Below are 26385 nucleotides of genomic sequence, written 5' to 3' on the forward strand. Positions count from 1 at the left end.
GGCTACTGACCCGCGTCGATCAACTGCACCCTCAACCCGATCAGCCATTGCCATTGTTCGTCATCTTCGCTTTCGGTGTATTGAACTTCTGCCAGACTTTGCCAGCGCGGACTGAGTATGCGTGTCCAGCTCGCATTGGTTTGCCATAACGATTCTTCCAGCCACTGGTACGAGGTATCCAGGGTGGTGGTGGATCTTGGTGACGCCTGATACTCAAGCCCGAGTTCAACACGGGCAGTGCGTTCCCGGCCGTCAGCAACATTGCTGCCGGCAAGAGTCAGTTCCTGCTCCTGATCCCCAAGTTCCAACTGAGCCGACACCGTCACATCCTGTTGCCACTGAACGTCAGACAGCGCCAGTATGAATTGGCGGTTTACCGCAAGCGCCTGCTGATCGACTGGCGTGTTCTGATTACCGATGGTCTGGGAACTGAGCGTATCGTCTACCGAGCGCGACACTTGCGCACGCCAAAGGCCCAGGTCCGTTTCGCGCTGCCATCCGGCCGACAAGCTGTAGGTTTCAAATTCGTCTTGCGCCCGGCTTGCTTCAATCCACTGGCCATTCAGGTTCCAGGTGTTTACCGACGTCTGATACTGCCAACCCAGACCGTAACGCCATTCACTCAAGCCCGACTCGCGTTCCTGATAGCGCGCCTCGGCCTGCCACAGGGTTTGTCTGCTTTGTTGAAAACCAGGCGCATAACCGGCCTGCCAACCATGGTCTTCGAGTTCCGACAAGACCAGATCATCATCGACCTGACGATTGCTCTGCCAGTCCCAACCGGCCTCAAGTCGGTGCACCAGGCGCTGGCCCTGTCGACGCTGCAGGGCAACCAGAGTAGACACGCTGTCATTCAGGGTGCGAGCCTGGCTGAAATCGACATCGTCTTCCGTATGCTGGTGCGCCAGTGACCAGGACAACACCTCATCGCTGGAGGTCCAGACAATGTCGTTTTCTGCCTGCCAGGGTGTACTGGGTTGCCACTCATCGACAGGCGTTGTTAACGCGACATTACCGGCGGACGCCCAGTCAACCCAGGGCGTCTCCAGTTCAAAAACATAGTCAGGCGTTAATGCCGCTGAGGTTTCGGTGCCGTCGTTCGCTACGGCGCCCGTTGCTGCCGCCTCCAGCGACCATTCAGCCCATGCGGTTGACGTGGCCAAGCCCGGTGACAACAACAGGACTGCCGCCAACGCCAGGCGACTTGTTCGCCACCCTGTTGAACAGGGTGAGGGCTCGCTACTACTGTTGGTACACAACACCGGTCACCCGTTCAGCGCCTAGTGCCTCCACAGCATCTTCGATGGCATCCATGCTGGCGCTGCCATAGGGCACCGTGATGACGGACTGGTCGCAAAACTTGGACAACACCCGAGCTTCACTGTTTGCCAGAACAGGGGGGGTGTTGATCACAATAAACCGGTCCGGGTAGCGGTTCTTCAACTCGTAGATTAAGTGCTCCATACCCTGGGAGGAAAACTGTTCGACGCTGATGCCGGTCTCGTTGCCAGCGGGTATGACCGCAACCCGGTCTATGCCCGAGGGGTAGATAATTCGGTCAAGCCCCAGAGCGCGATCTTTCAGGTAGTCCGTTACCCCCACTGACAACGGAGAGGTAACCAGACGTTGCAAATCGGAACCATAGGGATTGCAATCGACCAGCAACGCCGATGAATTCAGGTCGAGCGCGAAAGAAATGGCCAGGTTCATCGGCGTCAGAATTGAGTGACTGTTTACATCGACTGATGTCAGCATGACCACGATATTGCCGCCATTGGTATTGGCGCTGCCTGCCGTGCTTTTCTCAATCAACTTGATGCGCAATTCACGATAAGCGTTCAGGACCGCACGGTTTTTCATGCCGGAATAGACGAGTTTGTTCTTTTTCATATCGGCCTTCGACATCGGATCCGGATTTGGCATCAATTCAAGCGACGCCTGGCGGGCCAGGCGTTGCTCCTGAGGCAACAGGTCGGTAATCACATTGCTTGCCCGTGGCTTTTCACGCACCGGCTTGGTTTCACTTTCCGGCTCAAAATCCGCCGACTGGCTGCGTTGCGCCTTATTTTTTTCCAATGCTCGCAAGAGCTTACTGTTATCCATCAATACTCCGGCACGGCGTTACAAAGTTGGCAAAAAGGTGCTGATCAGTTCAGGCGATGCACCAAATACTACGTAGCCATAGACCGCCATATAGCCCAGCACCAGCAACGCCAGTAAAATCAGGCTGCGCTTACTGGCCACTTCGCTCACAGCACTGTTATACAGCGGAATGCTCGTGACCAGTTGCACATGAGCGGGCAATTGCGACTCCATGAAACTGGCTGAGCGCACCCGCGGATCGAACAGAACCAGTGCCCCGGTTAACCCCAACGGCAGGAACAGCCCGAGCAATGGACCCAGGGCCGCAAAATGGACCAGCTGCAGACCATCCCAGTTCACCGGATAGGAGGGGGGTTCATGGATTTTGTACGTCACGCCCTGGCCTTCGATATCCAATGTCATCGACAAACGGGCATTTTCGCGGGTTTGCAGCATGTCTTCATAGACACTTTTGGTCACGGAATAGTCACGCGTTAGCTCCTGCAGTCGTGCCTGTTTAGCCGCCACAGTCTCGGCGTTGGCATACTCTGACTCCAGCAATTCATTCAGGTTATTCAACCGCTGTCGCGCTGCGCTCAAGGTGGCCCGCTCATTACTGATCATTTCTTTCAGGTTGGTCATCGCCGGGTTTTCTACCCGCTCGACAGCACTGCGACCCGGGTTGTCGATCCGCGCCTGTTCGATCTGGGTGTCCAGAACGCTCATTTGCTCTATCAGGTTAACGATGTCCGGGTGCGTATCCCGATAGCTCAGTCGAAGTTCAGCCAGTTGCTCTTCGTAGGCTTCCATACGGCGTTCGCGACTGGTGGGCACGATATCCCGCTCGACCGTCAGGAATTCCGGCTCACTCAACATCTGGGTTTCGAAGCTTCGCAGCCGTGCTTCGCTGTCCTGCACTGACAAGCGCAGTGTCTGAATTTCGTTTTTGATTCCATTCACCCGATTCGTGACGCTTTGCTCGGTGATATCAATGTTCTGGCTGTTGAATTCCTTAAGCCGGTTTTCCGCCACTTCCAACTGGCGCTGGTAGGAAACAACCTGAGAGTCAATAAATTCGAAGGCACCCCGGCTCTCTTCCCGCTTCTTACGTGAGGTTTCCTCGATAAATTCCTGAGTAACTGCGCTGACGACCTTGAATGACTGGTCTGCATTACTCGACCGGTAGCCGATCTCCACATAATCGCCATTCGCTGTAATACTCAAACCACTGCGCAAACGGGGAATGCTCTCTTCCGGTTTCTCAAACCCACTGCCGACCGCGACCAGCCGTAAAATACGGTCGGTAAATACAATGTCGCGCGCCTCCTTGGCCCGGTCGATACGGGTTATTTCCGCCTGACCTTCCAGCAGATTGCCGATGATATTGCTGACGTCCGCATACAGAATCACTTTGGAGGAATACGTCTTGGGCATCATAAAGCCGGCAACCAGCACGATCGCTGAGACACTAATAAACAGGGCCGCGATCACGTAGCGGTAGCGCAGGGCTTCCATCTTGAGTGACTGCAATAAATCTTTAATATTACTCGGATCCATCAGAGCTCTCCCCGAAACACCGATTTCTCAGGCACCGTCAGGATATCGGAGGGTTGCAGTGGGTAATTGGTCCGAATATCCCCTTTGTTTAGAATGTCATCCAGCCGGACTGGGTATTCAACATAGCCGTCAGGTGTATCCCGGTTCAGGACCGCCCGATTGCCGGCACCAAAAGGGCTGATACCACCCGCCGCCAACACCAGATCCACCACCGTCATCCCGTCGACGAAGGCAATCGACACCGGTTCATTCACCTGCCCCATCGCCCGCACCCGATATTGGTAGGCGACACTGACCGGGTTGGTCACAGTGACACTGACTTCGGGTGAAATGATAATGACACCCAGCTCATTTGAAATGGCGGCAGCCAGCTCTTCGGGAGTTTCCCCTTCGGCTTGCATGTCCCCCATCAGAGGCATGGTGATCTGTCCGTCAGGTCTGACGATAAGCTCCCGGGTTAACTCCTGATTTCGCCAGACATCGACCCGCAACTGATCACCAATACCAATCACATAGGCCTCGCGCTTGTAGGTGATTTCCGGCCCCTGCCCACTGTTCACACCGGATGCAGCGCAGCCGACCAGCATCAGAGCGCAAACCGCACCAATGGCTATTGCACAGTGTTGCCTAAAGTCTGAAACAGTCATCAATGAACTCCTTTGCCCAGCAGAACGACTTCAACCGTCTGAATCATGATCAGTATGTCCATGACGAAACTGTGATTTTTGGCGTAATACAAGTCGTACTCAAGTTTGCACCGCGCGTCTTCAACAGACGCACCGTAGGGATAATTCAATTGTGCCCATCCCATCAAGCCGGGCTTAACCGCGTGTCGATGCGTATAGAAGGGAATGCTGTTTTCGAGATCCACAACGAATTCCGGACGCTCCGGCCGCGGGCCGACAAAACTCATGTCGCCGCGAATGACGTTGTACAGCTGGGGAATTTCATCCAGCCGGGTGTTGCGAATAAACGCCCCGACCCGGGTTACGCGGGAATCCTGCGCTTTGGCCCAGACTGCTTTTCCGTCTTTCTCTGCATCCTGGCGCATGCTTCTGACTTTGTAGATTTTGAATGGCTTGCCATGCTGTCCGGTACGAATCTGGCTATAAACAAATGGCCGGCCCGACTCAATGTAAACAGCGGCAAACACAAACAGCATGATCGGCGCCAGCACGATGGCCAGCGCAACACTGACCACCAAATCGAACAGTCGTTTAACGGCATCCCGGGATTTGGAAGCCTTAAAGCCGTCGGAGAAAATGATCCATGAGGGCTGTAACAAATTCAGGTCGATTCGGTTGAGTTCACGCTCGTAGAAGGCCTGGGCACTGGAGATCTGAACGCCACCCAGCTTACACCGTATCAGGTCGTCTAACGGGAACTGGGCGCCTTCGGTTCTTCGACGCTCCTGTGTTGCCACGACGATCTCGGAAATCCGGTTGTTTTTACAAAAGGTAAACAAATCATCGGGGGTCGGCATGCAGGCGCTGGCTGGGAGGGTTTCATCGGCATTGCCGAGATAGCCCAGGATGCGAACGCCCAGGCTGCGCCGATACCGCTCATACTCACGGTGAATCTGACCGGCCAGTTGCCCGGTACCCAGCACCAGAATCCGGCGCGAAAGCTGGTCGGAATCGACCAGGTGCACAAAAGCACGCCGAACCAGCAGCGTGATGCCGGTCGAGATCATCACCGCCCAGAACAAATTGGAACTGCCCACATCCAGAGCAGGCCAGATCACCGTTACAATCGTCAGCCCCAGGGATCCCAGAAAACAAAAGGCAACCAGTGTTCGGAAGAACATGGCGGCAAAACCTTCCCGCATCATGGCCAGGTAAACGCCCATCGCAAGCGAGCCCGCACTGAGCAGTGATGCGTATAAAAGAGAAGACCAGAGGCTGTATGAAACCGGCACCAAATCGAATGCCTGCTGGATCTGACTGAGCACATAAAAACTCAGAAACAGCACAAGAAACTCGAGCAGGCCGAGTGCCAGGTAGGGAACATGCAGATAATGCTTTCGAATACGGATATACGACATGGTAGCTTCCTTGCCCAATAATCTGGAACTATGACCCAAGGTGTTAACACCAATGGGACAGCCAACTCCGATGGCTATCCCCTATTATGGTGCTCTTTTTCCTTGAAAATCACAAGTCTTGCCCCTGGTAATCCACATGCATTAACCACTAGTGCATCTTTCGCACAGAAGCAGTAAACTCGCTTTTCAAAGGATAGCCAACCCAGTGGTATTATTCCAACGACCGATACCCGGGTACGATGTTACAGGATGTAGCCATGCTCGCCGGAACCTCAACAGCCCCCTGCCCAGCAGCAAAAAATGCCATGACCATTGATGTGGAAGACTACTTTCATACGATGGCGCTGGCGGGTGCTGTTTCCAGGGCTGACTGGCACAACTTGCCTTCCCGCGTCGAAATGAACACAGATCGGTTGCTTGAATTGTTCGACCAGCAACAGGTGCAGGCCACGTTTTTCATACTCGGCTGGGTTGCGGAACGCTTCCCCAGCCTGGTGCATCGCATTGCGGCCGCTGGCCATGAGATCGGCTGCTATGGCTACCATCATGAATCGGCACACGACCAGCTTCCCGCAACCTTCAGGGAAGAAACCCGCCGGGCCAAACACTTGCTTGAAGACCAGACAGGTCAACGGATTGACGGGTATCGCGCGGTTAACTGTTCGGTAACCCGCAGCTCTCTCTGGGTGCTTGATGTACTGGCTGAACTCGGGTTCAAATGGGATGCCAGCATTTATCCGATCTATCACGATCAGTACGGCTTGCCGGAAACACCGTCAGAGCCATACACCATTATTACCCGATCGGGCCGTAGCTTATCTGAGTTCCCATTTACCACGGCAAATTTTATGGGCTTACAAGTGCCGGTTTCCGGCGGTGGGTCTTTTCGTCAACTGCCCTACCCGCTGTTCAAGTATCTGTTCCAATCGGCTGGCCAGAGTGGTCATACGCCCAGAGTCTTCTATTTGCACCCCTGGGAAATTGACCCGGAACAACCGCACTTCAACGGGCTGAGCCTGGTTTCACGGCTGCGCCATTACCGCCACCTAAAGCCCTGCTTCAAGAAGTTTAAGCGTCTGCTGAGTGACTTTGATTTTACCACCCTGAGCCAAAGCCTGACTGACCACCGCTGGGCAACCACCTATACCAACCTGGACGGCTCGCTCGTTCAGTTGACCTGACTGACCACTTTACTCTCACAGGATGTGACTATGACCCAGAATCAAACCCGAACCGCTCGCGGTGCATCCGCTACTGCCGACCAGGAGCCTCACAACCGCCGGATTTCAATCATCGGCCTTGGGTATGTTGGTCTGCCCGTTGCCGTTGCGTTCGGCCATCAGCATGGTTGCGTGGGTTTCGATGTAAACACTCGCCGCATTCAACAATTGCGGCTCGGTGATGATCATACCGGCGAGGTTGCCCTCGATGATCTGAACCGGGCCGACATTTTGTTTACCAGCGACGCCGCAGACCTGCAACGAGCCGACTTTCACATTGTCTGCGTCCCCACGCCGATCAACGACTCCAAGCAACCCGACCTTACGCCCCTGATCAAAGCATCCGAAACGTTAGGCCCGCACTTAAAACCGGGCGATATAGTGGTCTATGAGTCGACCGTCTATCCGGGCACCACCGAGGAAGACTGCGTACCGGTTCTCGAACGCCTGTCCGGACTAACCTGCGGCATCGACTTTTTTGTCGGCTACTCGCCCGAGCGGATCAACCCGGGAGATCGTGAACGCACCTTCACCAATATCCTGAAAATCGTGTCTGGCCAAACTCCCGAGATTCTCGACATCGTCGCCCGGGTTTACGAATCCGTGGTGACCGCCGGAGTGCACCGGGCACCGTCGATCAAGGTTGCCGAAGCAGCCAAGGTTATCGAAAACACGCAACGCGATCTTAATATAGCGCTGATGAATGAACTGGCCATCATCTTCAACCACATGAACATCGACACCACTGAAGTTCTGGAAGCCGCCGGAACCAAATGGAATTTCCTGCCGTTCAAACCCGGCCTGGTCGGTGGGCATTGCATCGGTGTTGACCCCTATTATTTGACGCATAAAGCAGAAAAACTCGGGTATCACCCGGATGTTATTTTGGCTGGGCGCCGAATCAATGACGGAATGGGCGAGTTTCTGGCGACTCAGATAGTCAAACAGCTGGTTGCCCGAAATCAGCCAGTCAAGGGAGCACGCCTGGGCATTTTCGGCATTACTTTTAAAGAAAATTGCCCCGATATTCGCAACTCAAAAGTGATTGATGTCATTCGCAGCTTGCGCAGCTGGGATGTAGAGGTCGTGGTCCATGATCCACACGCCGACGAAGCCGACACTTTGCATGAATACGGGTTGCCGCTGGCAAAAGTTGAAGATCTGCACCAGCTCGACGGCATTGTCATCGCCGTGGCCCACAACGAATATCGGGCGATGACACCGGCTGACCTGCAAAGCATGCTCGTTCCCGGAGCAGGCGTTTTCGATATTAAATGCATTCTCGATCGGACCCATTGTGCGGCGTTGCAATTGCCGGTCTGGCGCCTGTAACCGCGGCCAGCCGCAGGAGAATCGACATGACTCATGTTAAAAAAATCGACCCGACTCGCGTCGTCCATGCGCTGAGCATTGACGTGGAAGATTACTTTCACGTGGCGGCACTGGCTAAAGTGGTTAAACCTTCCGACTGGGCTGCCATGCCCTCTCGGGTGGAGGCCAATACCGAGGCATTACTGCAGTTATTCGAGCGAAAAGGTGTTAAAGCGACGTTTTTCGTACTTGGTTGGGTAGCCGAACGCTACCCGCAGCTGATTCGACAATTGGCTGACCATGGCCATGAAATTGCATCGCACGGTTACAGCCATCAGCTTATTTACAATCAGACACGCGATGTTTTCACGGAAGAAACCCGCCGCTCCAAGGCCTTGCTTGAAGACATTATTCAACAACCGGTGACCGGCTACCGGGCGGCGAGCTATTCAATCACCCAGCGTTCACTCTGGGCGCTGGATGTTTTGACCGAGCTCGGGTTTACCTGGGATTCCAGCATTTTTCCGATCCGCCACGATAACTACGGAATCCCCGGCTCCCCGCGCGAGCCTTACTTACTCCAAGCTGCCAATGGGCAAACCCTACGCGAGTTTCCATTAACAACGGCACAGGTTATGGGCGTCTCGATTCCCGCAGCCGGTGGTGGTTATTTTCGACAATTCCCTTATCCTGTATTCCGACAGTTGTTTCGACAAGCAAGCCAGGGTGACAGTGTTCCCCAGATGTTCTATCTGCACCCCTGGGAGATCGATCCGGACCAACCCCGGTTCGATACCGCCAGCTGGTTTTCACGATTCAGGCACTACACGAACCTGGACCGGTGCTATGCTCGACTGGAACGACTGTTGGATGACTTTCAGTTCGATACTGTGTCAAACAGTTACCGGCAGTACCAACCGGATGATACGGTGTTTTATGCGCATGAACTCGGAAGAGCTGTCTGACCCGATGACCAGGTCTGTCATCAAACCTAGAACTGTTCGGTGCCCCGCCCGGGCACCCAACTGGATGCAATAACATGTACCTCGAACATTTCCGCCTGCAACGGCACCCCTTTAGGATGGCGCCGGAAGATGACTTCATTTATATGAGTCAGCAGCATTCACGCGCGTTCGTGTACATGGATTCAGCCGTCTGGAGTCCGGAAGGGTTTGTCGTGATCAGTGGCGAAATCGGCTCGGGGAAAACCACCTTGCTGAAAAAGCTGATGCGTGGGCTGAACCAGGACCTGAAACTGTTTCACATTGCCTACACCAATTTGAAATCGGACGATCTGTTTCATCTGATCGTGCGCCAGGCAGGTCTGCCCTACGACGACAAAAACAAAGTCTCCATGCTGCTGGCGATCAACGATTATTTGCAAAAATTGTCTAACGACGGCATTCCGGTTGTGCTGGCGGTGGATGAAGCCCAAAACCTGAGTCGGGAGAATCTGGAAGACATTCGGATGCTGTCGGGTCTTGAAGGCAAAGGCGGGCCGGTAATGCGGGTAATCCTACTGGGTCAGCCGGAACTGAAAGATGCTATATATAACATTCCGCAGCTCGCTCAACGGGTTAAACTCTTCTTCCACCTTAACGGGCTGAGCGCAAAAGAAACCGGGGAGTACATTGACCATCGACTGTTTATTGCCGGTTATGAAGGCGACACTCTGTTCAATGCCGATACGGTGCAACAGGTATACGCACTCAGTAAAGGCATCCCCCGTTTGATCAACAAGTTGTGTGACGGCCTGATGCTGTGCGCCTACTCCGATGACCGAAACCACATCAATGCCGCTGATCTGGTCGAGATACGCCAGGACTTGATGGGTGAAACCTTCATGGCACACATGGAAGCAGAAGCCGGCGATGAACAAGGAAAAGCCGCAACAGCCACAGGGAGCGGCCCGACAGACGCAGAACAAACGATGCCCCAGCCCCCTTCAGACCCGGCCGACAATAGCGCATTGGGTCGCATCGCCAGCGCCCTTGAGCGAATTGATGCCAAGCTCGACCGCCTGGTCAGTCAACAGGATGCACCCCCGAGCAACGTCAAACCTTTGAATCCAAAACGCAGGAGCTGAATCCGGCTTTTTACCGGGATGGATCAAATCACCCCGTTCCAAGTACCATAGCGATTAAATGCAGGCCTGGAGAGGCCTGCACCCGCGCAAGCCAGACACCGGTTTATGCCCAGCCCTGCAACTCCTGAGTAACGATCGTGTTCAGCATCTCAATGCTGTCGTCACTCGCGTTCAGACAGGGCAGGACATCGCACACCTCACCGCCAGCTTCCAAAAAGCCATGTCGCGCTTCGATGGCGATTTCTTCAAGCGTTTCTACGCAGTCCGATACAAACCCCGGGGTTGCTACCGCGATCCGCTTAATCCCCTCCTCCGGCAGTTTTTCCAGCACCTCGGCGGTATAAGGCTGTAGCCATTTGGTGGGCCCCAGTCGTGACTGAAAAGTCACCCGCACTCGCTCTTTCGGCCAGCCCAGACCTTCGCGCAGCAAACGGGCGGTTTTCTGGCAGTGGCAATAATAGGGGTCACCCTTGTCGAAATAGGCCTGGGGTAAGCCATGAAAAGACAACACCAGTACTTCAGGCTCTTGCTCGAGCGCTGCCAGTTGTTGCCGGGTTTGGGAAACCAGGGCACCAATGTGAGCCGGATGATCGTGCCAGGGATGCACGACGCGCAGCGTGGGCTGCCAACGCATCTTTTTCAGGGTGTCAAAGACGGCATCAGTGACCGAGGCCGACGTGGTGGCCGAATACTGCGGGTACAGTGGTAGCACCAACAGGCGGTCGCAACCCTGGGCGACCAAAGCATTAATGCGTGAGGATATGGAAGGCGTACCATAACGCATAGCCCAGTCGATCACCCATTCCGGGCGCTGTGCTTGCAATCCTTCAGCCTGTTCGCGGGTGTAACGACGCAATGGGGATTCGTCCGGGTTGGTCAGCCAGATTTTCTGATAGGCCGCCGCCGATTTTTTCGGGCGAAACGTCAGGATAGGGCCGAACAGAATGGGCCACCAGATCAGCGGACTGGCTTCAATAATGCGCCGGTCCATCAGGAATTCACGCAGGTAGCGGCGTACGCTAGCGGTATCGGGCGCATCAGGCGTGCCCAGGTTGACCAGCAAGACGCCGATGCGACCGTGTTTTACGTCTGGATGTTGCTCGGGTTTAGTCATTCCGTTCCTTCCCGTCGGGGGGCTGTGAGCGAGTAGATCTTTACGGCGAGGGTTACACCGTGAATACTGGTAATCGATTGTAACGTGACCGGTGCGATGAGAATACGGACAACACAGGTTGCTGGTTCAACGACGAAGACAAGCAGAAGCGAACCCTCTCCCCAGCCCTCTCCCGTGGGACGGGAGAGGGAGCCGTTAGTTGGTTAAATATATCCAGTGCCAGTCGCTCGCACTGCCGGACACAACCGTCCTCTCTCCACCATTGGGGGAGAGAGCTAGAGAGAGGGGGACGGCGTAGCCGTTACTGCTTTGGTTCCCTATCCCCGGCCCTCTCCCGTCGAACGGGAGAAGGAGTGCTTAATTGGTTGAATATAACCAGCGCCAATAATGAGACTATAGATAATAATAAGAGGCACTGCTCCCCGTGATGAACCCCTGGTCGCTATTTTCACTGGCCATCGCCTATGTGGCCGTCCTGTTCATGATTGCTCTCTATGGCGACCGGCAGAAAGAGAAACGCTGGCCGGGCTGGATCAATGCAAGCATTTATTCAATGTCGCTGGCGGTCTATTGCACCAGTTGGACCTACTACGGCGGTGTCGGCCGCGCCGCCAGCGGTGGCTGGGAGTTCCTGCCCATTTATCTCGGGCCGATCCTGGTGTTTACTCTGGGTGGCCCATTACTGATCAAACTGGTCAAACTCGGGCACCGGCAGAACACCACCTCTATCGCCGACTTTCTGGCTTCGCGTTATGGCAAGCGCAACGGCATCGCCGTAGTTGTAACCTCCATTTGCACGCTGGCGGGGGTGCCATACATAGCGCTGCAGTTGAAGGCCGTCTCGACCAGCCTTGAAGTGCTGGTCGATCCGGTACTGATTCAGCAAAGCGGCATCAGCGATACCGCTCTGATGGTCGCCCTGGCCATGATCGGTTTTGCTACCCTATTCGGGACCCGACAGGTCAATGTTTCAGAACATCATCGCGGCATGATGCTGGCCATAGCGTTTGAATCAGTGATCAAGCTGGCGGCACTGGTGACATTGGCACTCTTTGTGATCTACGTGTTCTTTAATGGCCCCGCCGACTATATGACGACGTTTCGGCAAGTCGAAGTCTTCGACTGGAATGGGCCTTCCCTTAATTTCATAACGCAAACCGTGCTGGCAGCCAGCGCCATTCTGGTGTTACCGCGCCAGTTTCATGTGACCGTGGTAGAAAACACGGACTTGCGCCATCTGAACCACGCCCGCTGGGGGTTCAGCCTGTACCTGATTCTGATCAGTCTGGTGATTTTACCAATCACCACCGCTGGGTTAATGCTGTTTCCGGCCGATGCCGTCAATGCCGACACCTACGTTTTGCTGATCCCCCAGGCCACCCAACAGAACTGGCTCAGCGCACTGGTCTTCATTGGTGGCTTTTCGGCTTCCACCGCCATGATTGTGATCACCACCCTGACGCTTTCAACCATGCTCAGCAACGACGTTATTTTGCCGCTGCTGATGCGCGGGCGCATGTCCGAACCGAGACGCCAGGTTGGCCCGGCCCTGATTCTGGTGCGGCGTCTCGCCATTGTCGGCGTCATTCTGGCGGCCTGGCTGTACCACCACAGCTTTGGCGGCATAGATGAACTGTCGACCATCGGCTTGCTAGCCTTTTCGCTGGTGGTACAGCTGATGCCTGCGCTGATCGGCGGCCTCTTCTGGCGTAAGGGCAATGCCTGGGGCGCCTATGGCGGTATGCTGATTGGCACCCTGCTGTGGGCCTGGACGCTCATGCTGCCCACGCTGGTTCGATCGACCATGCTCCCTGAGACGTTTTTGCAGCACGGCCTGTTCGGTCTCGACTGGCTTAAGCCAGAGGCCCTGTTCGGTTTCGAATTCAGCGATTCATTGAGCCACGGCGTCTTCTTCAGCCTGCTGGCCAATACCGTCGTGTATATCTGGTTATCCCGTCGTACCCAGCCCAGCCTCAGTGATCGCATGCAGGCGGCCGCCTACGTCAATCTCGATGAGCATTTGCATCACCCGGGGCAGGTGCCTCGTAAAATCACCATTCGTACCGGTGAGCTGATTTCGATGATGGAGCGCTTCGCCGGATATGGCCGCACCCGCACGCTGATTGAGGATTTCGAACGGGTGAATCACCTGCACCTGAACCCTCAGGAAGCCCCGACAGCCGATTTCATCCGCTACGTTGAGCGGACTCTCTCAGGCGTCATCGGTGCCAGCTCAGCCCGGGCCATGATGCATTCGGCCTTGTCGGGCCGGCATTTGAACTTTGAAGATGTGGTGACCTTCTTTGATGAAACCACCCAGGCGATTCAATTCAACCAGAAGGTGTTGTCAGCAACGCTGGAGAATATCGATCACGGAGTGTCGGTGCTCGACGGTGACATGAACCTCGTCGCCTGGAACCGAAAGTACCTGGAGATGTACGAGTACCCAAAGGGCATGATTCGGGTCGGCGCACCCGTGGAGACGCTGGTCCGGTTCAATGCCGAGCACGGAGAATGCGGGCCTGGTTCTGCGGATGAACACGTCAAACGCCGAATAGAGCACTTGAAAAAAGGCACTTCGCACCGGTTCATTCGGGTGCGGCGTGATGGCTCGGTGATCGAGATTCGGGGTAATCCGTTGCCCGGTGGTGGCTTTGTAACCACCTTTAACGACATTACCGAGTTCGTAAAGGCTCAGGATGAGCTTCAGGAAGCCAAGAATACGCTGGAGATTCGAGTGGCTGAACGAACGGAAGCCGCCAGGCTGATCAATGTCGAACTGCGTGCCGAAATCGGCGAACGCGAGCGGGCCGAAACGGCACTACTGGCCGCAAAGAGTGAAGCTGAACGCGCCAATGCCAGTAAGACCCGCTTTCTGGCCCTGGCCAGCCACGACATTCTACAGCCGCTGAATGCGGCCCGGCTTTACACTGCGGCTCTGGCCGAACAATGGCCCCGGGAGTCGACCCTGGGCAAGCTTGACCAGTCATTGCGCACCACCGAAGAACTGATGTCGACGCTGCTCGAAATCGCCCGGCTCGACGGTCAGGAAGAGGCGCCCGAGGCACAGCCCATGGCACTCGGCCCGTTGTTGCTGGGCATCGATAACGAGTTTCAGCCCGTTGCCCTGGAAAAACACCTTCAGTTACGAGTCCGACACACCCGCCTAACGGTGAAATCAGTACCGAATGCCTTGCGCCGTATCATTCAGAATATGGTGTCCAATGCGATTAAATACACGCGTGAAGGGGGCGTTCTGGTGGGTGCCCGAAAACGCGGAAACCGGGTGGTGATTCAGGTCTGGGACAGTGGCCTGGGCATCGATGACCGGGATTTACAGCGCATTTTCAATGACTTCACGCGGCTTGACCAACATAGCCAGGAGGCCCAGGGTGTGGGCTTGGGGCTGGGTGTGGTAACGCGTCTGAGCCAGTTACTTCAACACCCTGTACGAGTCTATTCACGACCTGGCAGAGGCTCTTGCTTTGAAGTTGAGCTACCCTTGGCGAAGCCTACCGTGGCTCTGAAGCCAACCCAGACGGTGACAGCAGCGTCCCGATCAGACCTGACACTGAAGGTACTGGTCATCGACAATGAACCGCAGAATGTCGATGCGCTGGTCACCCTGTTGCAGCGCTGGGGCTGCGAAACCCACTTTGCGACCAGTGGAAACCAGGCCATGACGGTGCCAAAACCTGACCTGGTGCTGCTCGACTACCATTTAGGCGAAAGTGAGACAGGGCTGACGCTCTACCCGTTATTGCTCGAGCACTGGAAAGCGGCCGTCCCAGGCATACTGATTACGGCACACCCTGATGACCAGCTGCGCGGCGAAGCGGAAGCGCTAGGGTTGAGTTACCTGCGAAAACCGGTGAAACCAGCCACTCTGAGGTCATTGCTCAGAGCAATGACGGCGGTATGAGAGCTTGTGTGGGAACGGTGGTTAGACCGGGGTAACATCCAACCCGGCATATAACCGATTTGTAGGATGCAAATGCTCAAGTTGAGACCTGATGCTCTGAACTGAATCGGGCGATTCTATAAGCTGAATGGTTCGAGGAGGATCCACAAGATGCAGAAAATGCACATTTTAACCCAGGTTCCGGAGCACATCTTTAGCGCGCCGAACCAGATCGCCGTTACACAGCGATGGCAAAAACGCTTTAACGTAGCCAGTTGGATACGTTTTGACGCCCAGGACAACAGCCCGGTTCGGTTGCTGCTTCGTTATCGCGATGCCAGTGGCGTAAGGGACGTTGCGGTAGATCAGGGAAGAATCAACAGTAAAACATTATTGCTGTCTGGCGTCGCTAACCTTAAGTTAACGGGCCGGCTTGAGCGTATTGATGTCATCCTACAGAGTGATCTTGACCACTACGTAGTCGATGAACTCTTTGTCCAGCCTGTGCAAGACAAGTCTACTGAGCGGTCCCGGCCTGCACGGAAAGTTATTTGGGGCTCATCGGAAAACTAACTCATCATTGCAATGGATGGTTCGAGCTGATTCAACCAATCATCGCCTCACACTCACGGCTGCAGTCCATCGAGACTGTCAGCCGTGACATTCCACGACGTCGGTCAGAATCGGCGGTTCTGAATACCGGTCATCGTCTTCCCGGGCCTGGTTTATATGATGAACCAGACTTTGCGGAACTGAATCGAAATCGAGTCCGGTGGTGCGCTTGAGATGCGCCAGCGCGAGTTCAGGACGAACCTGATACAAATGCACAACCTTACTGGCCGAGTCGTCCTGGCTCTGGCGGGTGGCGCTGCGTTTAAGTGTGGAGGTCATGTCACTTCCCCTTATTTCCCACTGGGTACTGAATCAAATACCACGATTCAAGTCGCTTACACAGAGCATAGAGCGAGAAGTGTGCCAATGTTGGAAAAGCCGCTCAGTCAGCACTTCAGGGGGGGACTGGCTCACACCTTATGCCGTAACAGCCAGAATGTGACGCTTTTGGTCAGGTGTGCCGACCGACTGCATTTGCTCAGGTGTTTTCAGCATCCATCGCCAGACGGTTGACCAGAATGACGGCCTGGGTTCGATTCAACACGCCCAGCTTGCGGAATATAGCGGTAACGTGAGCTTTCACGGTGGCTTCCGAGATCGTCAGATCATAGGCAATCTGTTTGTTCAGGCGCCCCTGCTGCAAGTGCTGCAAAACCCGACGCTGTTGATCAGTCAGTTCCCCGAGGCGCCTTACGATGTCGAGCAATTCGTCGTCTTCCGGTGTCGCGTCCACCCCTTCCGGCCAGACTTCGTCACCGTTCAGAATGGCCAGCACCGACTGTCGGATCGCGTCAGTCGGGGCCGACTTGGCAATAAACCCCAGGGCACCGAAGGTTCGAGTACGCGAGATGACTGCCGGATCATCGGTACCCGAGATCACCACAACCGGTACGTCCGGAAAGGTTTTACGAATCTGAATCAGGCCGAAGAAACCATCGCTGCCTGGCATGCGCAAATCCAGCATTAGCAGATCAAGGTCCTGGCGTTGTTCGAGCACAGACAAGGTTTCTTCCAGCGTCGAGGCCAACGCAATGGTGCTGTCGCTCAAGTCACCCTGCTGCAAGGCCATCATCAATGCATCCCGGAACAGAGGGTGGTCATCGGCAATGAGTAGCTGATATGACATGGGCATTCCTATTGCTGAGGCTGCAAAGCAGCATGGCCAGGCCGGCCTGAGGCGCTCCGGCATTGGCTTATTGGTTCATTTCTTGTTGTAGTCGGTCATCGCACAGGGTCAGCGATCAGCGCTGATGGATACCAACACCCAGTTTGACCTGTTTTTAGGCATCTGTGAACCAACAAAAACCCGGCTCAGGGCCGGGTTGACGATAAACTCCCTCTCCGGTCACTCATGAAAGGACCGGGAGTCGGCTCATTTCTGATTCAGACGGTGCTCAATCAGCTCGTCCACCACCGACGGATCGGCCAGAGTCGACGTATCGCCCAGGCTGTCCTGCTCGTTAGCAGCAATCTTGCGCAAAATGCGGCGCATGATCTTACCGGAACGTGTTTTAGGCAGGCCATCGGTCCACTGAATCAGATCCGGTGAAGCAATTGGGCCAATCTCCTTGCGCACCCACTGCACCAGCTCTTTGGTCAATTCATCACTGGGCACCACGCCAGCCATGGGGCTGACGTAGACGTAAATGCCCTGACCTTTCAGGTCGTGCGGGTAGCCCACGACAGCGGCCTCAGACACTGACGGGTGGGCGACCAGCGCACTTTCAATCTCTGCGGTACCAAGCCGGTGCCCGGATACGTTGAGTACATCGTCGACCCGGCCGGTAATCCAGTAGTAACCGTCTTCATCGCGACGGGCTCCGTCACCGGTGAAGTAATTGCCCTCGTAGGTGCTGAAATAAGTTTGGACGAAGCGTTCGTGGTCGCCATACACACTGCGCATCTGGCCTGGCCAGCTGTCTTTGATGACCAGATTGCCTTCCACCGCACCTTTGAGCTCACGGCCTGCGTTATCGACCAGTGCTGGCTGTACGCCAAAGAAGGGGCGAGTGGCTGAACCGGGCTTTAGATCAGTCGCACCGGGTAGCGGGGTGATCAGAATGCCACCCGTTTCAGTCTGCCACCAGGTATCAACGATAGGGACTTCGCCACGACCGTAGTGGTTATGGTACCACTCCCAAGCTTCAGGGTTGATCGGCTCACCCACCGAGCCCAGCAGACGAATGGAGGACAAATCAGTGCCCTCGGTTGCTTCATTGCCTTTGGCCATCAACGCCCGAATCGCGGTTGGCGCGGTGTACAGGACATTAACCCCGTATTTGTCGATGACCTGAGCAATACGCTTGACCGATGGGTAGGTTGGCACCCCTTCGAACATCAGCGTCTTGGCGCCGTTAGCCAGGGGTCCGTAGAGAATGTAACTGTGGCCGGTAATCCAGCCAACATCGGCGGCACACCAGTAAACATCGCCATCCTGATAATCAAATACAAACTGGTGGGTCAGCGACGCATAAACCAGATAGCCACCCGTGGTGTGCAACACGCCCTTGGGTTTGCCGGTTGACCCGGAGGTATAAAGAATAAACAGCGGGTCTTCTGCGTTCATCTCCTCGGCCGGGCAATCGTCGCTCGCCTGGTCAACGGTCTCGTGGTACCAGACATCACGGCCTTCCTTCCAGTCTACCTGGCCACCGGTGCGTCGCACGACGAGAACCTTTTTAACGCACTCGGTACCCGAATGCTCCAGTGCTTTGTCGACGTTCTTCTTAAGAGGAATGGCTTTGGCACCGCGCACGCCCTCGTCAGCGGTGATGACCAGGTTGGAATCGCAATCCTCAATTCGCCCGGCCAGGGCATCCGGCGAGAAACCGCCGAAAACCACCGAGTGAATCGCACCAATGCGAGCACAGGCCAGCATGGCGTAGGCGGCTTCGGGGATCATCGGCATGTAGATGGTAACCCGGTCGCCTTTCCTGGCTCCCAAGTCTTTCAGCGTGTTCGCCAGACGGCTGACATGGCTGTGCAGCTGGCGATAGGTGATCTCGGTTTTTTCGTCGGTCAGTTCATCACCTTCAAAGATGATAGCGGTTTGATCGCCCTTCGTGGCCAGATGACGGTCGATGCAGTTATAAGCGACGTTCAGGGTGCCGTCGTGAAACCATTTGATGTGAAGATTGTTTTTGTCGAAACTGACATCGCGAACCTGAGTATAGGGCTTAAACCAGTCGAGACGCTGCCCCTGTTCGCGCCAGAAGCCTTCGTTGTCATCAATCGAGTGCTGATACAGGCGATTGTAGTCTTCAGAAGTAACCAGGGCACGTTCTCGTGCCGCCGCAGGCACTGGATAGACCTTGCTGTCCATATTCTTCCCCTATGTTCTTGTTTTGAATGGTTTCTGGCCGCCGGCTACAAACCCTGTTCGTCCGTGATATCGAACAGGGGTCCACACCTGGCCATGGCTAGTCGAGTGTAGCCTCCTATTGTTGTTTTTGGTGATGGAACCACAATGCGACATTAGTCGATTCGTCTCAAGCCACCCCTGTTCTACCCTGCCCCTCCCGTCTCACGGGAGATGGCCGGATAGAGGGCACAACTCCGGTTTCATCACAAACAATTTGAAACCACAAACGTAATAGCCGCGCCGCCCCCTTTAACTCTTTTCCCATAACATGGAGAGAGAGCGGCGTTACCGGCTTTCACTCTTCGTCCGTATCCTGATAATTCTCAAACAATTGCTTCAGCGCGGCCTGTGCCTGGCCATTGACCGACTCCGGCGTAAACAGCCCCTTGCTGTCGGCTTCGCCCGGCTGCCGCCCGGTCAGCAATGCCAGCGCCTGATAGACATGCCGGACTGCCTGAATCTGAAAACGCCCTGCGCTGACCGCTTCGATGACATCCTGCTTCAGCATCAGGTGCTTGACGTTATCGGCGGGTATGATCACGCCTTGCTGGCCCGTCAGGCCACGCAATTCGCACAACTTGAAGAAACCTTCAATTTTTTCATTAATGCCACCAACTGCCTGCACTTCGCCCAGTTGGTTCATAGAGCCGGTTATCGCATAGCCCTGGTTCACAGGAATCTGGGCGATGGCACTGATCAGGGCGCAATACTCAGCGACCGTCGCGCTATCGCCATCGATGGCGCCGTAACTCTGCTCCATGGCGATGTGTGCCGACAGCGTCAGCGGGAACTGACGGCCAAAATCATGGCCGAGAAAACCACTGAGGATCATCACGCCCTTACTGTGAATCGCCTGACCGAGTTCAACTTCCCGTTCGATATCCACGACACCCTTGGCACCCACGTGCACCGTGCCGGTGATGCGTGCCGGCGAGCCAAACCGGCTCTCGCCAATTTCCATTACCGTCAGGCCATTCACACATCCGACACGCTCGCCCTGAGTGTCAATCAACACGGTGCCTTCCTGAATTTCCATCAGCATCTGGTCAGCGATGCGACCGTTGCGGTATTCCGCCGCATTCAGAGCACGCTCAATGTGTTCTGCGTCGATCACCCGGGCATCGTCATGCCGACAGAGAAAATCCGCTTCGGCAAACACTTTGAATACCTTAATCACCTGTGCGGAAAGACGCGACTGATGCTCCGCTTCGCGTAGGCTGAATTCAACCAGCCGCTCCAGGGCGGCGCGGGTTAACGGGCGAAACCCCTTGTCATCACCATAGGCTTTGATGCGCAGTATCAGGTTGTCTACCGTCTCAGCGTTGCGTGGAATGAAGTTGTCAAAATCGACCGGTACCCGAAACAGTTCATTGAACTCGGGGTCCCACTCCTGCAACTGGTAGTAGATATCACGCGAACCAATCAGAATGACTTTGACGTTTAATGGAATACTCTGCGGACTGAGTGTGATGGTGTGCATCAGCGACGCGTCGATAAAAGGCGATTCCATTTTCACTTGCTTGGTCTTCAGCGCCAGCTTCAACGCTTCCCAGGCGAACGGTTCGATCAACAGTTTTTCGGCATCCAGAATCAGATACCCGCCATTGGCGCGCAGCAAACTGCCTGGCCGAATCAACTGAAAGTTGGTCACCGGAATGCCTTGCTGGGTACTGTATTCAATGCGACCAAAGAGGTTTTGGTAGGTCGGCAGCATTTCATAGACGACCGGTGCGCCGGCGTTCATTTCATGCTGGGTAAGCAAGTTGGGACGCAGGTAGGTTTGCAATGTTTGCTTGCGTTCCTGATCCGAGCGAACTTCCAGGCCCATGTCATCAGAATACAACTCGAGAATCAGTGGCGGCAAGTGTTGTTTCACCGCACGCAGGTAGCGCAACACAGACAGCTGACTCTGGTAACGAACCTCCAATTCCTTCAGCAACGGCTTGATGGCTTGCTGCACAGTTTCGTTGTTCAGCTCGCGCAATTTTTCAGAACTGGTTCGACGCCAGGTGGGCATTTCCAGCAATTGCTCGTTGAGGTGTTCTTCTATTTCACTGATACGTCGCTGAAACTCGCTGCGCAATTCTTCTGGTAGCTGAGCGAATTCGGTTTCATCCAGTGCCTTGCCCTCGATAACCGGCAACAGCATCACAGTACTACCATCGGAGACAACCGCAATTTCATGCTGGTTGGCAAACCGTTCAACCACGGCCATGGCAGCATCGTATTTCTGATTGAACTCACGATCGATCGCCGTGCGTTTCCGCTGGTAGGTCGGGTTTTCAAAAGCGGCCGGAAAGGTATCCATCAACTCACTGATGAAACTGTTGATGGCTTTCAACAGATCGTCGCCACGCGAAGCAGGCAACTCCAGGGTCATCGGCTCCCGAACGTTTTCAAAGTTATTGATGTAGGCCCATTCGGTTGGCGACTGCTGAGACTCAGCCAGGTCTTTGACGTACTTCGACACCAGTGACTGACGGCCGGTACCGGACGCACCCATCACATAAAGGTTGTACCCGGAGCCGCGCATGGCGATGCCGAATTCGAGTGAATCTTTGGCGCGGGGTTGGCCAAGAAAACCACTCACACCTTCTAGATCATCCGAGGTTTCAATGAGCAGATGTTCCAGTGAGACCTGGGCCTTGAGCTGCTCGGGTTGCAGCCTGTCCGCTGTCGGGGTGCTGGTTGTGTTGGGCATGACGTTCCTTACTCTGCCATGTTATTGAAAAAGGCTTCCTGTCTTTTCCAAAACACGAAAAGCAATAAAGTGTAGTGTTACTTTTCTTCCGAGAACCATGACCTGTCAGTCATCGATCTCGCCGGAACATCCGTGTCCGGGATTATAGGCAATGAGTCAGACCGAGACTTCAGCTTTTATGTGCGGGTGTGACTGATAGTCGAGAATCTCAAAATCTTCAAACCGGTAATCGAACAGGGAATCCGGTTTTCGTGCCAGGCGCAGCCGGGGCAAGGGGAAAGGCTCACGACTGAGCTGCAAGTCGGTCTGCTCAAGGTGATTCAGGTATAAATGAACATCCCCCCCACTCCAGACGAAATCACCCACTTCAAGACCGGCTTGCTGCGCCACCATGTGCGTCAGCAATGCATAGCTGGCAATGTTGAATGGCAAACCCAGAAACACGTCACAGGAACGCTGATACAACTGGCAACTGAGCCGGCCATTGGCGACGTAAAACTGGAACAGGCTGTGACAGGGCGGCAGTGCCATCCTGTCGACATCCGCCGGGTTATAGGCGACGACAAGCATGCGGCGACTGTCAGGGTTGGTTTTCAGGGTATGCATAACCTGGCTGATCTGGTCGATGGTATCGCCATCGGGCGTGCGCCAGTGACGCCACTGCTGACCATACACTGGGCCTAGATCACCGTTTTCATCGGCCCATTCGTCCCAGATGCGCACCCCGTTGTCTTTCAGGTACTGAATGTTGGTATCGCCGCTTAGAAACCACAGCAACTCATGGATAATGCTGCGTAAATGCAGTTTTTTGGTGGTAACGAGTGGAAAGCCCTGATTCAGGTCAAACCGCATCTGATGTCCGAAAATACTGATGGTACCAGTGCCGGTGCGATCTGCCTTGCGGGTCCCTTCCTCTTTGATGCGCTGCATCAGATCCAGATATTGTTTCATGTGCGCTTGCCTTTGCCCGACTTGCCGGGCTGCTTTTTAGAGCGTGACTTGCCCGCTTTGGACGCTGACGCTGGTGTTGGCCCTGACCCGGAGTCATCAGCCGCTGGTACCGTATCGAACACGTTGCGACGATACGCCCAGACCAGCATGAGTACACCGATCAACAGCATCGGAATACTCAGAATCATTCCCTGGGTCAGGAAGCCCAGCGCCCGGATACCCAGGTGTTCATCTGGCTCACGGAAAAACTCAGCTGCCGTCCGAAACACGCCATAGCCCACCATAAACAGACCTGAAACCGCCATACGCGGCCTTGGGTTGCGGCTGAACCACCACATCAGGATGAACAGCCCGAAGCCCTCTCCCGCCATTTGGTAGAGTTGTGATGGGTGTCGCACCAAACCATCAATCTGTGGAAAGATCATACCCCAGGAAACGTCGGTGGGCCGCCCCCAGAGCTCTCCGTTGATAAAATTACCCAACCGGCCAAAGAAGATACCCGGCGGTACCAGCGGCGCGACAAAGTCGCCCACGGCAAAAATGGGTTTGCCCGTTTTTCGGGCGAAGAGAATGACCGCCAGGCACACTCCGAGGAAGCCGCCATGGAAGCTCATGCCGCCTTCCCAGATGCGAAACAGATAAAGGGGGTTCTGGAAGAACTGATCCAGATTATAGAACAAGACATAGCCGACCCGGCCACCCAGGATGATACCGACAACGATGTAGAACAGCAGATCCTGAACCTGATCTGACGTAAAGCCACGCCACGCTTGTTTGCGTGCACGCCAGATACCCAGGTATAAACCGGCTGCAAAGCCGGCCAGATACATGAGGCCGTACCACTGTATTTGAAGAGGCCCCAGTGAGAGGGCCACCGGGTCGAATTGAGGGTGAATCATGGTGTGAAGTTCCGCTGAAACCGAGTGCGGATGATACCCCAGCCAGCTAGGCTGAGAAACCGGTGTGGTCTCTTACACAGGTTCCTCAGCTGCGAAACACTCAGCGGTCGAAACGACTCCGATCGTGGGGGGCGTCAAAGCTCAGTGCAGGGCCTTTGGGAATGACGCCATGCGGGTTGATGGTCTTGTGACTGTAATAGTAATGCCGCTTGATATGCACCAGATCCACCGTTTCAGCGATTCCGGGTTGTTGGTAAAGATCCCGTACATAGTTCTGCAGGTTCGGATAATCTTCTATGCGCTTATGGTTGCACTTGAAATGGCCCACATACACCGGATCAAACCGAACCAGGGTAGTAAACAGTCGCCAATCGGCTTCTGTGACCTGGTCACCTACCAGGTAACGCGCCTTACTCAGGCGGTCTTCAAGCCAGTCAAGACTGTCGAACAACTCATCAAACGCCTTTTCATAGGCTTCCTGAGTGGTTGCAAAGCCACTTTTGTACACACCATTGTTCACGGTGTGATAGATGCGCTCGTTGACGGCATCGATCTCGGCTCGCAGGGACTCGGGGTAATAATCCAGTGTATTCCCGGTAATGTGATCAAATTCGCTGTTCAACATGCGAATGATCTCGGCACTCTCATTGCTGGCAACGGTGTTCTGATGGGTGTCCCAGAGAACCGGTACCGTTACCCGACCAGTGTAATCCGGCTTTGCGCGGGTATACAGCTCGTGGTAATAGCGGCTGCCGTGTAGCTGATCGCCCACTGCCGTTGGGCTGTCGAGTTGAGGCCCTTCGAACGTCCAGCCATGTTCGAGCATGTCCGGATGCACGGCTGACAGGCCAATGTGCTCTTCCAGGCCTTTGAGCTTGCGGAAGATCATGGTGCGATGGGCCCAGGGGCAGGCCATGGACACATAAAGGTGATAGCGGCCACTTTCAGCCTTAAATCCGCCACGACCGGAAGGGCCAGCTTCACCGTCGCTGGTGACCCAGTTACGAAAGTGAGCGTCTTCGCGCTCGAATTTACCACCGCTCTTGCTGGTGTCGTACCACTTATCCTGCCATTGTCCGTTTACTAACAGCCCCATGGTGTTCTCCTCTGGTGGTCATAGCCTCCACACAGTTGACTGCATGAAGACACCGGGCCCAAGCCATCGTCTGTCGACAGCCCTTGATTATTCACAAGTATGGTATCGGAAAGAGGGGGTGAGAAAAGCAGAAGAAACTGACCCCGGTCTTCAGAATATTTGAAGACGGGGCAGTGATCCAATTTCAACCGACAAAAGGGTAGATGGGAAACAGAAAAGCCAGAACAAGACGTATAAACGCCTTGTTCTGGCTCTTCTGTTGATCGAACAAGTTACAGCAACCGGTGTTAGAAAACCGAGCTGTGCAGAACGCCGCTTACTGAACTGCGGCAATCATGTGGTCAACCGCCGCTTGAACTTCTTCATCGCTCAAACTGGCATTACCGCCCTTGGCTGGCATGGAACCGATACCGTTAATGGCGTGGTCATACAGAGTTGCGGTGTCCTGTTCCAGACGAGCAGACCACTGACCAGCATCTCCAAAAACCGGGGCACCCAATACCCCTGAGGTATGACACGCTGCGCAGGCAGCCGTGTAGACTGCGTCACCGCTTCTCGGTTCAGAACTCTGCGGGGCGGAAGCTGCAACTGTTGCCGTTGCACACTCCTGGCCTTCAACACACACATTACCAGCTGGCGACAAGCGCTCGCGCACCTGATCTTCATAAGACTCACCCCAGGCGAAACCCGCCAACAGGGTTACGGTGATCAGACCTAGCAGTTTATTCATTATCAGACCTGTATTATGTAATCAAATTCGAAGGTGGGCGAAGTATAACGAGTTAAGACGCCGTTGAAAAACCATTCGCTGTAAAAGGGTATTACTCCGTGCATAAAAAACCCCGGAACCTTTCGGAACCGGGGTGGTGGACGAGTTGCCTACCGTGGTTGGGATGACCTACTCTTATATGGGGCGGTCCGACGATTCGGGACCCCACATAAAAAGCGGGTCTCCCCATGCATAAAAAAACCCCAGACCATCTCTGGCCTGGGGTTGGTATTAAAAGCTTGACGATGACCTACTCTCACATGGGGAGACCCCACACTACCATCGGCGAGGCTGCGTTTCACTTCTGAGTTCGGCAAGGGATCAGGTGGTTCCACAGCTCTATCGTCGTCAAGCAAACTGGTTGGCGGCTGTTGTATGGCCGGTTTCGATAACCGGTCGTAACAGCGCACCGAATGCGCTCTAATCAAGTCTGGTGCTTCTCAAAAATGCGGTTCTTCAGGACCAAGCGTGTCCGTACTCTCTTTCACTGCCAACCAGCCGTTTGCTGGTCTTCAGCGTCGTATCGATCCGTCGGCGACCCAACACCTCTTGGGCGTTATATGGCCAAGCCGCACGGGCAATTAGTACAGGTTAGCTCAACGCCTCGCAGCGCTTACACACCCTGCCTATCAACCAGGTAGTCTTCCTGGGCCCTTTAGGAGACTCGAAGTCTCAGGGAAA

The 26385-nt window shown here is 54.9% G+C and carries 20 protein-coding genes and 2 rRNA genes; 6 read left to right on the forward strand and 16 right to left on the reverse strand.

Features of this window, described 5'->3' with window-relative positions:
- Nucleotides 1-2: 2 nt before the first annotated feature.
- The 5 genes from G565_RS0113290 to G565_RS0113310 form a co-directional block, all read right to left on the reverse strand.
- Complete coding sequence (locus G565_RS0113290) at nt 3-1163, reverse strand: hypothetical protein (RefSeq protein ID WP_157600083.1); 1161 nt, start codon at nt 1161-1163, stop codon at nt 3-5.
- 79 nt (nt 1164-1242) lie between these two features.
- The gene (locus tag G565_RS0113295) at nt 1243-2103 is read right to left on the reverse strand and encodes a P-loop NTPase family protein (RefSeq protein ID WP_028671365.1); all 861 of its coding nucleotides are present in this window, start codon (nt 2101-2103) and stop codon (nt 1243-1245) included.
- A gap of 18 nt (nt 2104-2121) precedes the next feature.
- Nucleotides 2122-3639 (reverse strand): hypothetical protein, encoded by a 1518-nt coding sequence (locus G565_RS0113300; RefSeq protein WP_028671366.1) that lies wholly within the window; start codon nt 3637-3639, stop codon nt 2122-2124.
- Nucleotides 3639-4286 carry an XrtA/PEP-CTERM system exopolysaccharide export protein gene (locus tag G565_RS0113305; protein WP_028671367.1) on the reverse strand — a complete coding sequence of 216 codons (648 nt, stop codon included), beginning with the start codon at nt 4284-4286 and terminating at the stop codon, nt 3639-3641. The genes G565_RS0113300 and G565_RS0113305 overlap by 1 nt, the downstream gene beginning before the upstream one ends.
- On the reverse strand, nt 4286-5683 hold the full coding sequence (locus G565_RS0113310; protein ID WP_028671368.1) for a TIGR03013 family XrtA/PEP-CTERM system glycosyltransferase: 1398 nt from the start codon (nt 5681-5683) through the stop codon (nt 4286-4288). Before G565_RS0113310 ends, G565_RS0113305 begins: the two co-directional genes overlap by 1 nt.
- Before the next feature lie 305 nt (nt 5684-5988).
- On the opposite strand from G565_RS0113310, the gene G565_RS0113315 reads away from it, so the two are divergent.
- The 4 genes from G565_RS0113315 (at nt 5989) to G565_RS0113330 (ending at nt 10300) form a co-directional block, all read left to right on the forward strand.
- On the forward strand, nt 5989-6864 hold the full coding sequence (locus tag G565_RS0113315) for an XrtA system polysaccharide deacetylase (protein WP_037339224.1): 876 nt from the start codon (nt 5989-5991) through the stop codon (nt 6862-6864).
- A 30-nt stretch (nt 6865-6894) separates the two neighbouring features.
- Complete coding sequence (locus tag G565_RS0113320; RefSeq protein WP_084649379.1) at nt 6895-8235, forward strand: nucleotide sugar dehydrogenase; 1341 nt, start codon at nt 6895-6897, stop codon at nt 8233-8235.
- A gap of 26 nt (nt 8236-8261) precedes the next feature.
- Nucleotides 8262-9179, forward strand: a complete 918-nt coding sequence (locus G565_RS24110) for an XrtA system polysaccharide deacetylase (protein ID WP_051207882.1) — start codon at nt 8262-8264, stop codon at nt 9177-9179.
- A gap of 74 nt (nt 9180-9253) precedes the next feature.
- On the forward strand, nt 9254-10300 hold the full coding sequence (locus tag G565_RS0113330) for an ExeA family protein (protein ID WP_028671371.1): 1047 nt from the start codon (nt 9254-9256) through the stop codon (nt 10298-10300).
- A 103-nt stretch (nt 10301-10403) separates the two neighbouring features.
- On the opposite strand, the gene hemH is transcribed toward G565_RS0113330, so the two are convergent.
- On the reverse strand, nt 10404-11414 hold the full coding sequence (hemH, locus tag G565_RS0113335; protein ID WP_028671372.1) for a ferrochelatase: 1011 nt from the start codon (nt 11412-11414) through the stop codon (nt 10404-10406).
- 427 nt (nt 11415-11841) lie between these two features.
- On the opposite strand from hemH, the gene G565_RS0113340 reads away from it, so the two are divergent.
- Together G565_RS0113340 and G565_RS24115 are read left to right on the forward strand one after the other, a co-directional pair.
- Nucleotides 11842-15336, forward strand: coding sequence for a PAS domain-containing hybrid sensor histidine kinase/response regulator (locus G565_RS0113340; RefSeq protein WP_028671373.1), 3495 nt, complete (start codon nt 11842-11844; stop codon nt 15334-15336).
- A 159-nt stretch (nt 15337-15495) separates the two neighbouring features.
- The gene (locus tag G565_RS24115) at nt 15496-15888 is read left to right on the forward strand and encodes a hypothetical protein (RefSeq protein ID WP_157600084.1); all 393 of its coding nucleotides are present in this window, start codon (nt 15496-15498) and stop codon (nt 15886-15888) included.
- 78 nt (nt 15889-15966) lie between these two features.
- On the opposite strand, the gene G565_RS24120 is transcribed toward G565_RS24115, so the two are convergent.
- From G565_RS24120 to G565_RS0113400, 10 genes are all read right to left on the reverse strand, one after another.
- Entirely contained in the window at nt 15967-16206 is a 240-nt protein-coding gene (locus G565_RS24120) for a hypothetical protein (RefSeq protein WP_037339204.1), read from the reverse strand.
- Between the two features lie 199 nt (nt 16207-16405).
- Nucleotides 16406-17053: a response regulator transcription factor gene (locus tag G565_RS0113355; protein ID WP_051207885.1), complete on the reverse strand. Its 648-nt coding sequence runs from the start codon at nt 17051-17053 to the stop codon at nt 16406-16408.
- Between the two features lie 246 nt (nt 17054-17299).
- Entirely contained in the window at nt 17300-19249 is a 1950-nt protein-coding gene (acs, locus tag G565_RS0113365; RefSeq protein WP_028671375.1) for an acetate--CoA ligase, read from the reverse strand.
- 334 nt (nt 19250-19583) lie between these two features.
- A complete protein-coding gene (locus G565_RS0113370; RefSeq protein WP_028671376.1) occupies nt 19584-21989 on the reverse strand; it encodes a Lon protease family protein in 2406 nt (801 codons plus the stop codon).
- Nucleotides 21990-22145: 156 nt separating this feature from the next.
- A complete protein-coding gene (gene thyA / locus G565_RS0113375; RefSeq protein WP_028671377.1) occupies nt 22146-22940 on the reverse strand; it encodes a thymidylate synthase in 795 nt (264 codons plus the stop codon).
- Nucleotides 22937-23839 (reverse strand): prolipoprotein diacylglyceryl transferase, encoded by a 903-nt coding sequence (gene lgt / locus G565_RS24125; RefSeq protein ID WP_084649380.1) that lies wholly within the window; start codon nt 23837-23839, stop codon nt 22937-22939. The genes thyA and lgt overlap by 4 nt, the downstream gene beginning before the upstream one ends.
- 100 nt (nt 23840-23939) lie before the next feature.
- Nucleotides 23940-24935 carry a glutathione S-transferase family protein gene (locus G565_RS0113385; protein WP_028671378.1) on the reverse strand — a complete coding sequence of 332 codons (996 nt, stop codon included), beginning with the start codon at nt 24933-24935 and terminating at the stop codon, nt 23940-23942.
- A 316-nt stretch (nt 24936-25251) separates the two neighbouring features.
- Nucleotides 25252-25665 (reverse strand): c-type cytochrome, encoded by a 414-nt coding sequence (locus tag G565_RS0113390; RefSeq protein WP_028671379.1) that lies wholly within the window; start codon nt 25663-25665, stop codon nt 25252-25254.
- Nucleotides 25666-25941: 276 nt separating this feature from the next.
- A 5S ribosomal RNA gene (gene rrf, locus G565_RS0113395) occupies nt 25942-26057 on the reverse strand.
- 207 nt (nt 26058-26264) lie between these two features.
- Nucleotides 26265-26385, reverse strand: a 23S ribosomal RNA gene (locus G565_RS0113400); the annotation flags it as partial.

This window comes from Saccharospirillum impatiens DSM 12546 (genome assembly GCF_000423605.1).
Lineage (GTDB): Bacteria > Pseudomonadota > Gammaproteobacteria > Pseudomonadales > Natronospirillaceae > Saccharospirillum > Saccharospirillum impatiens.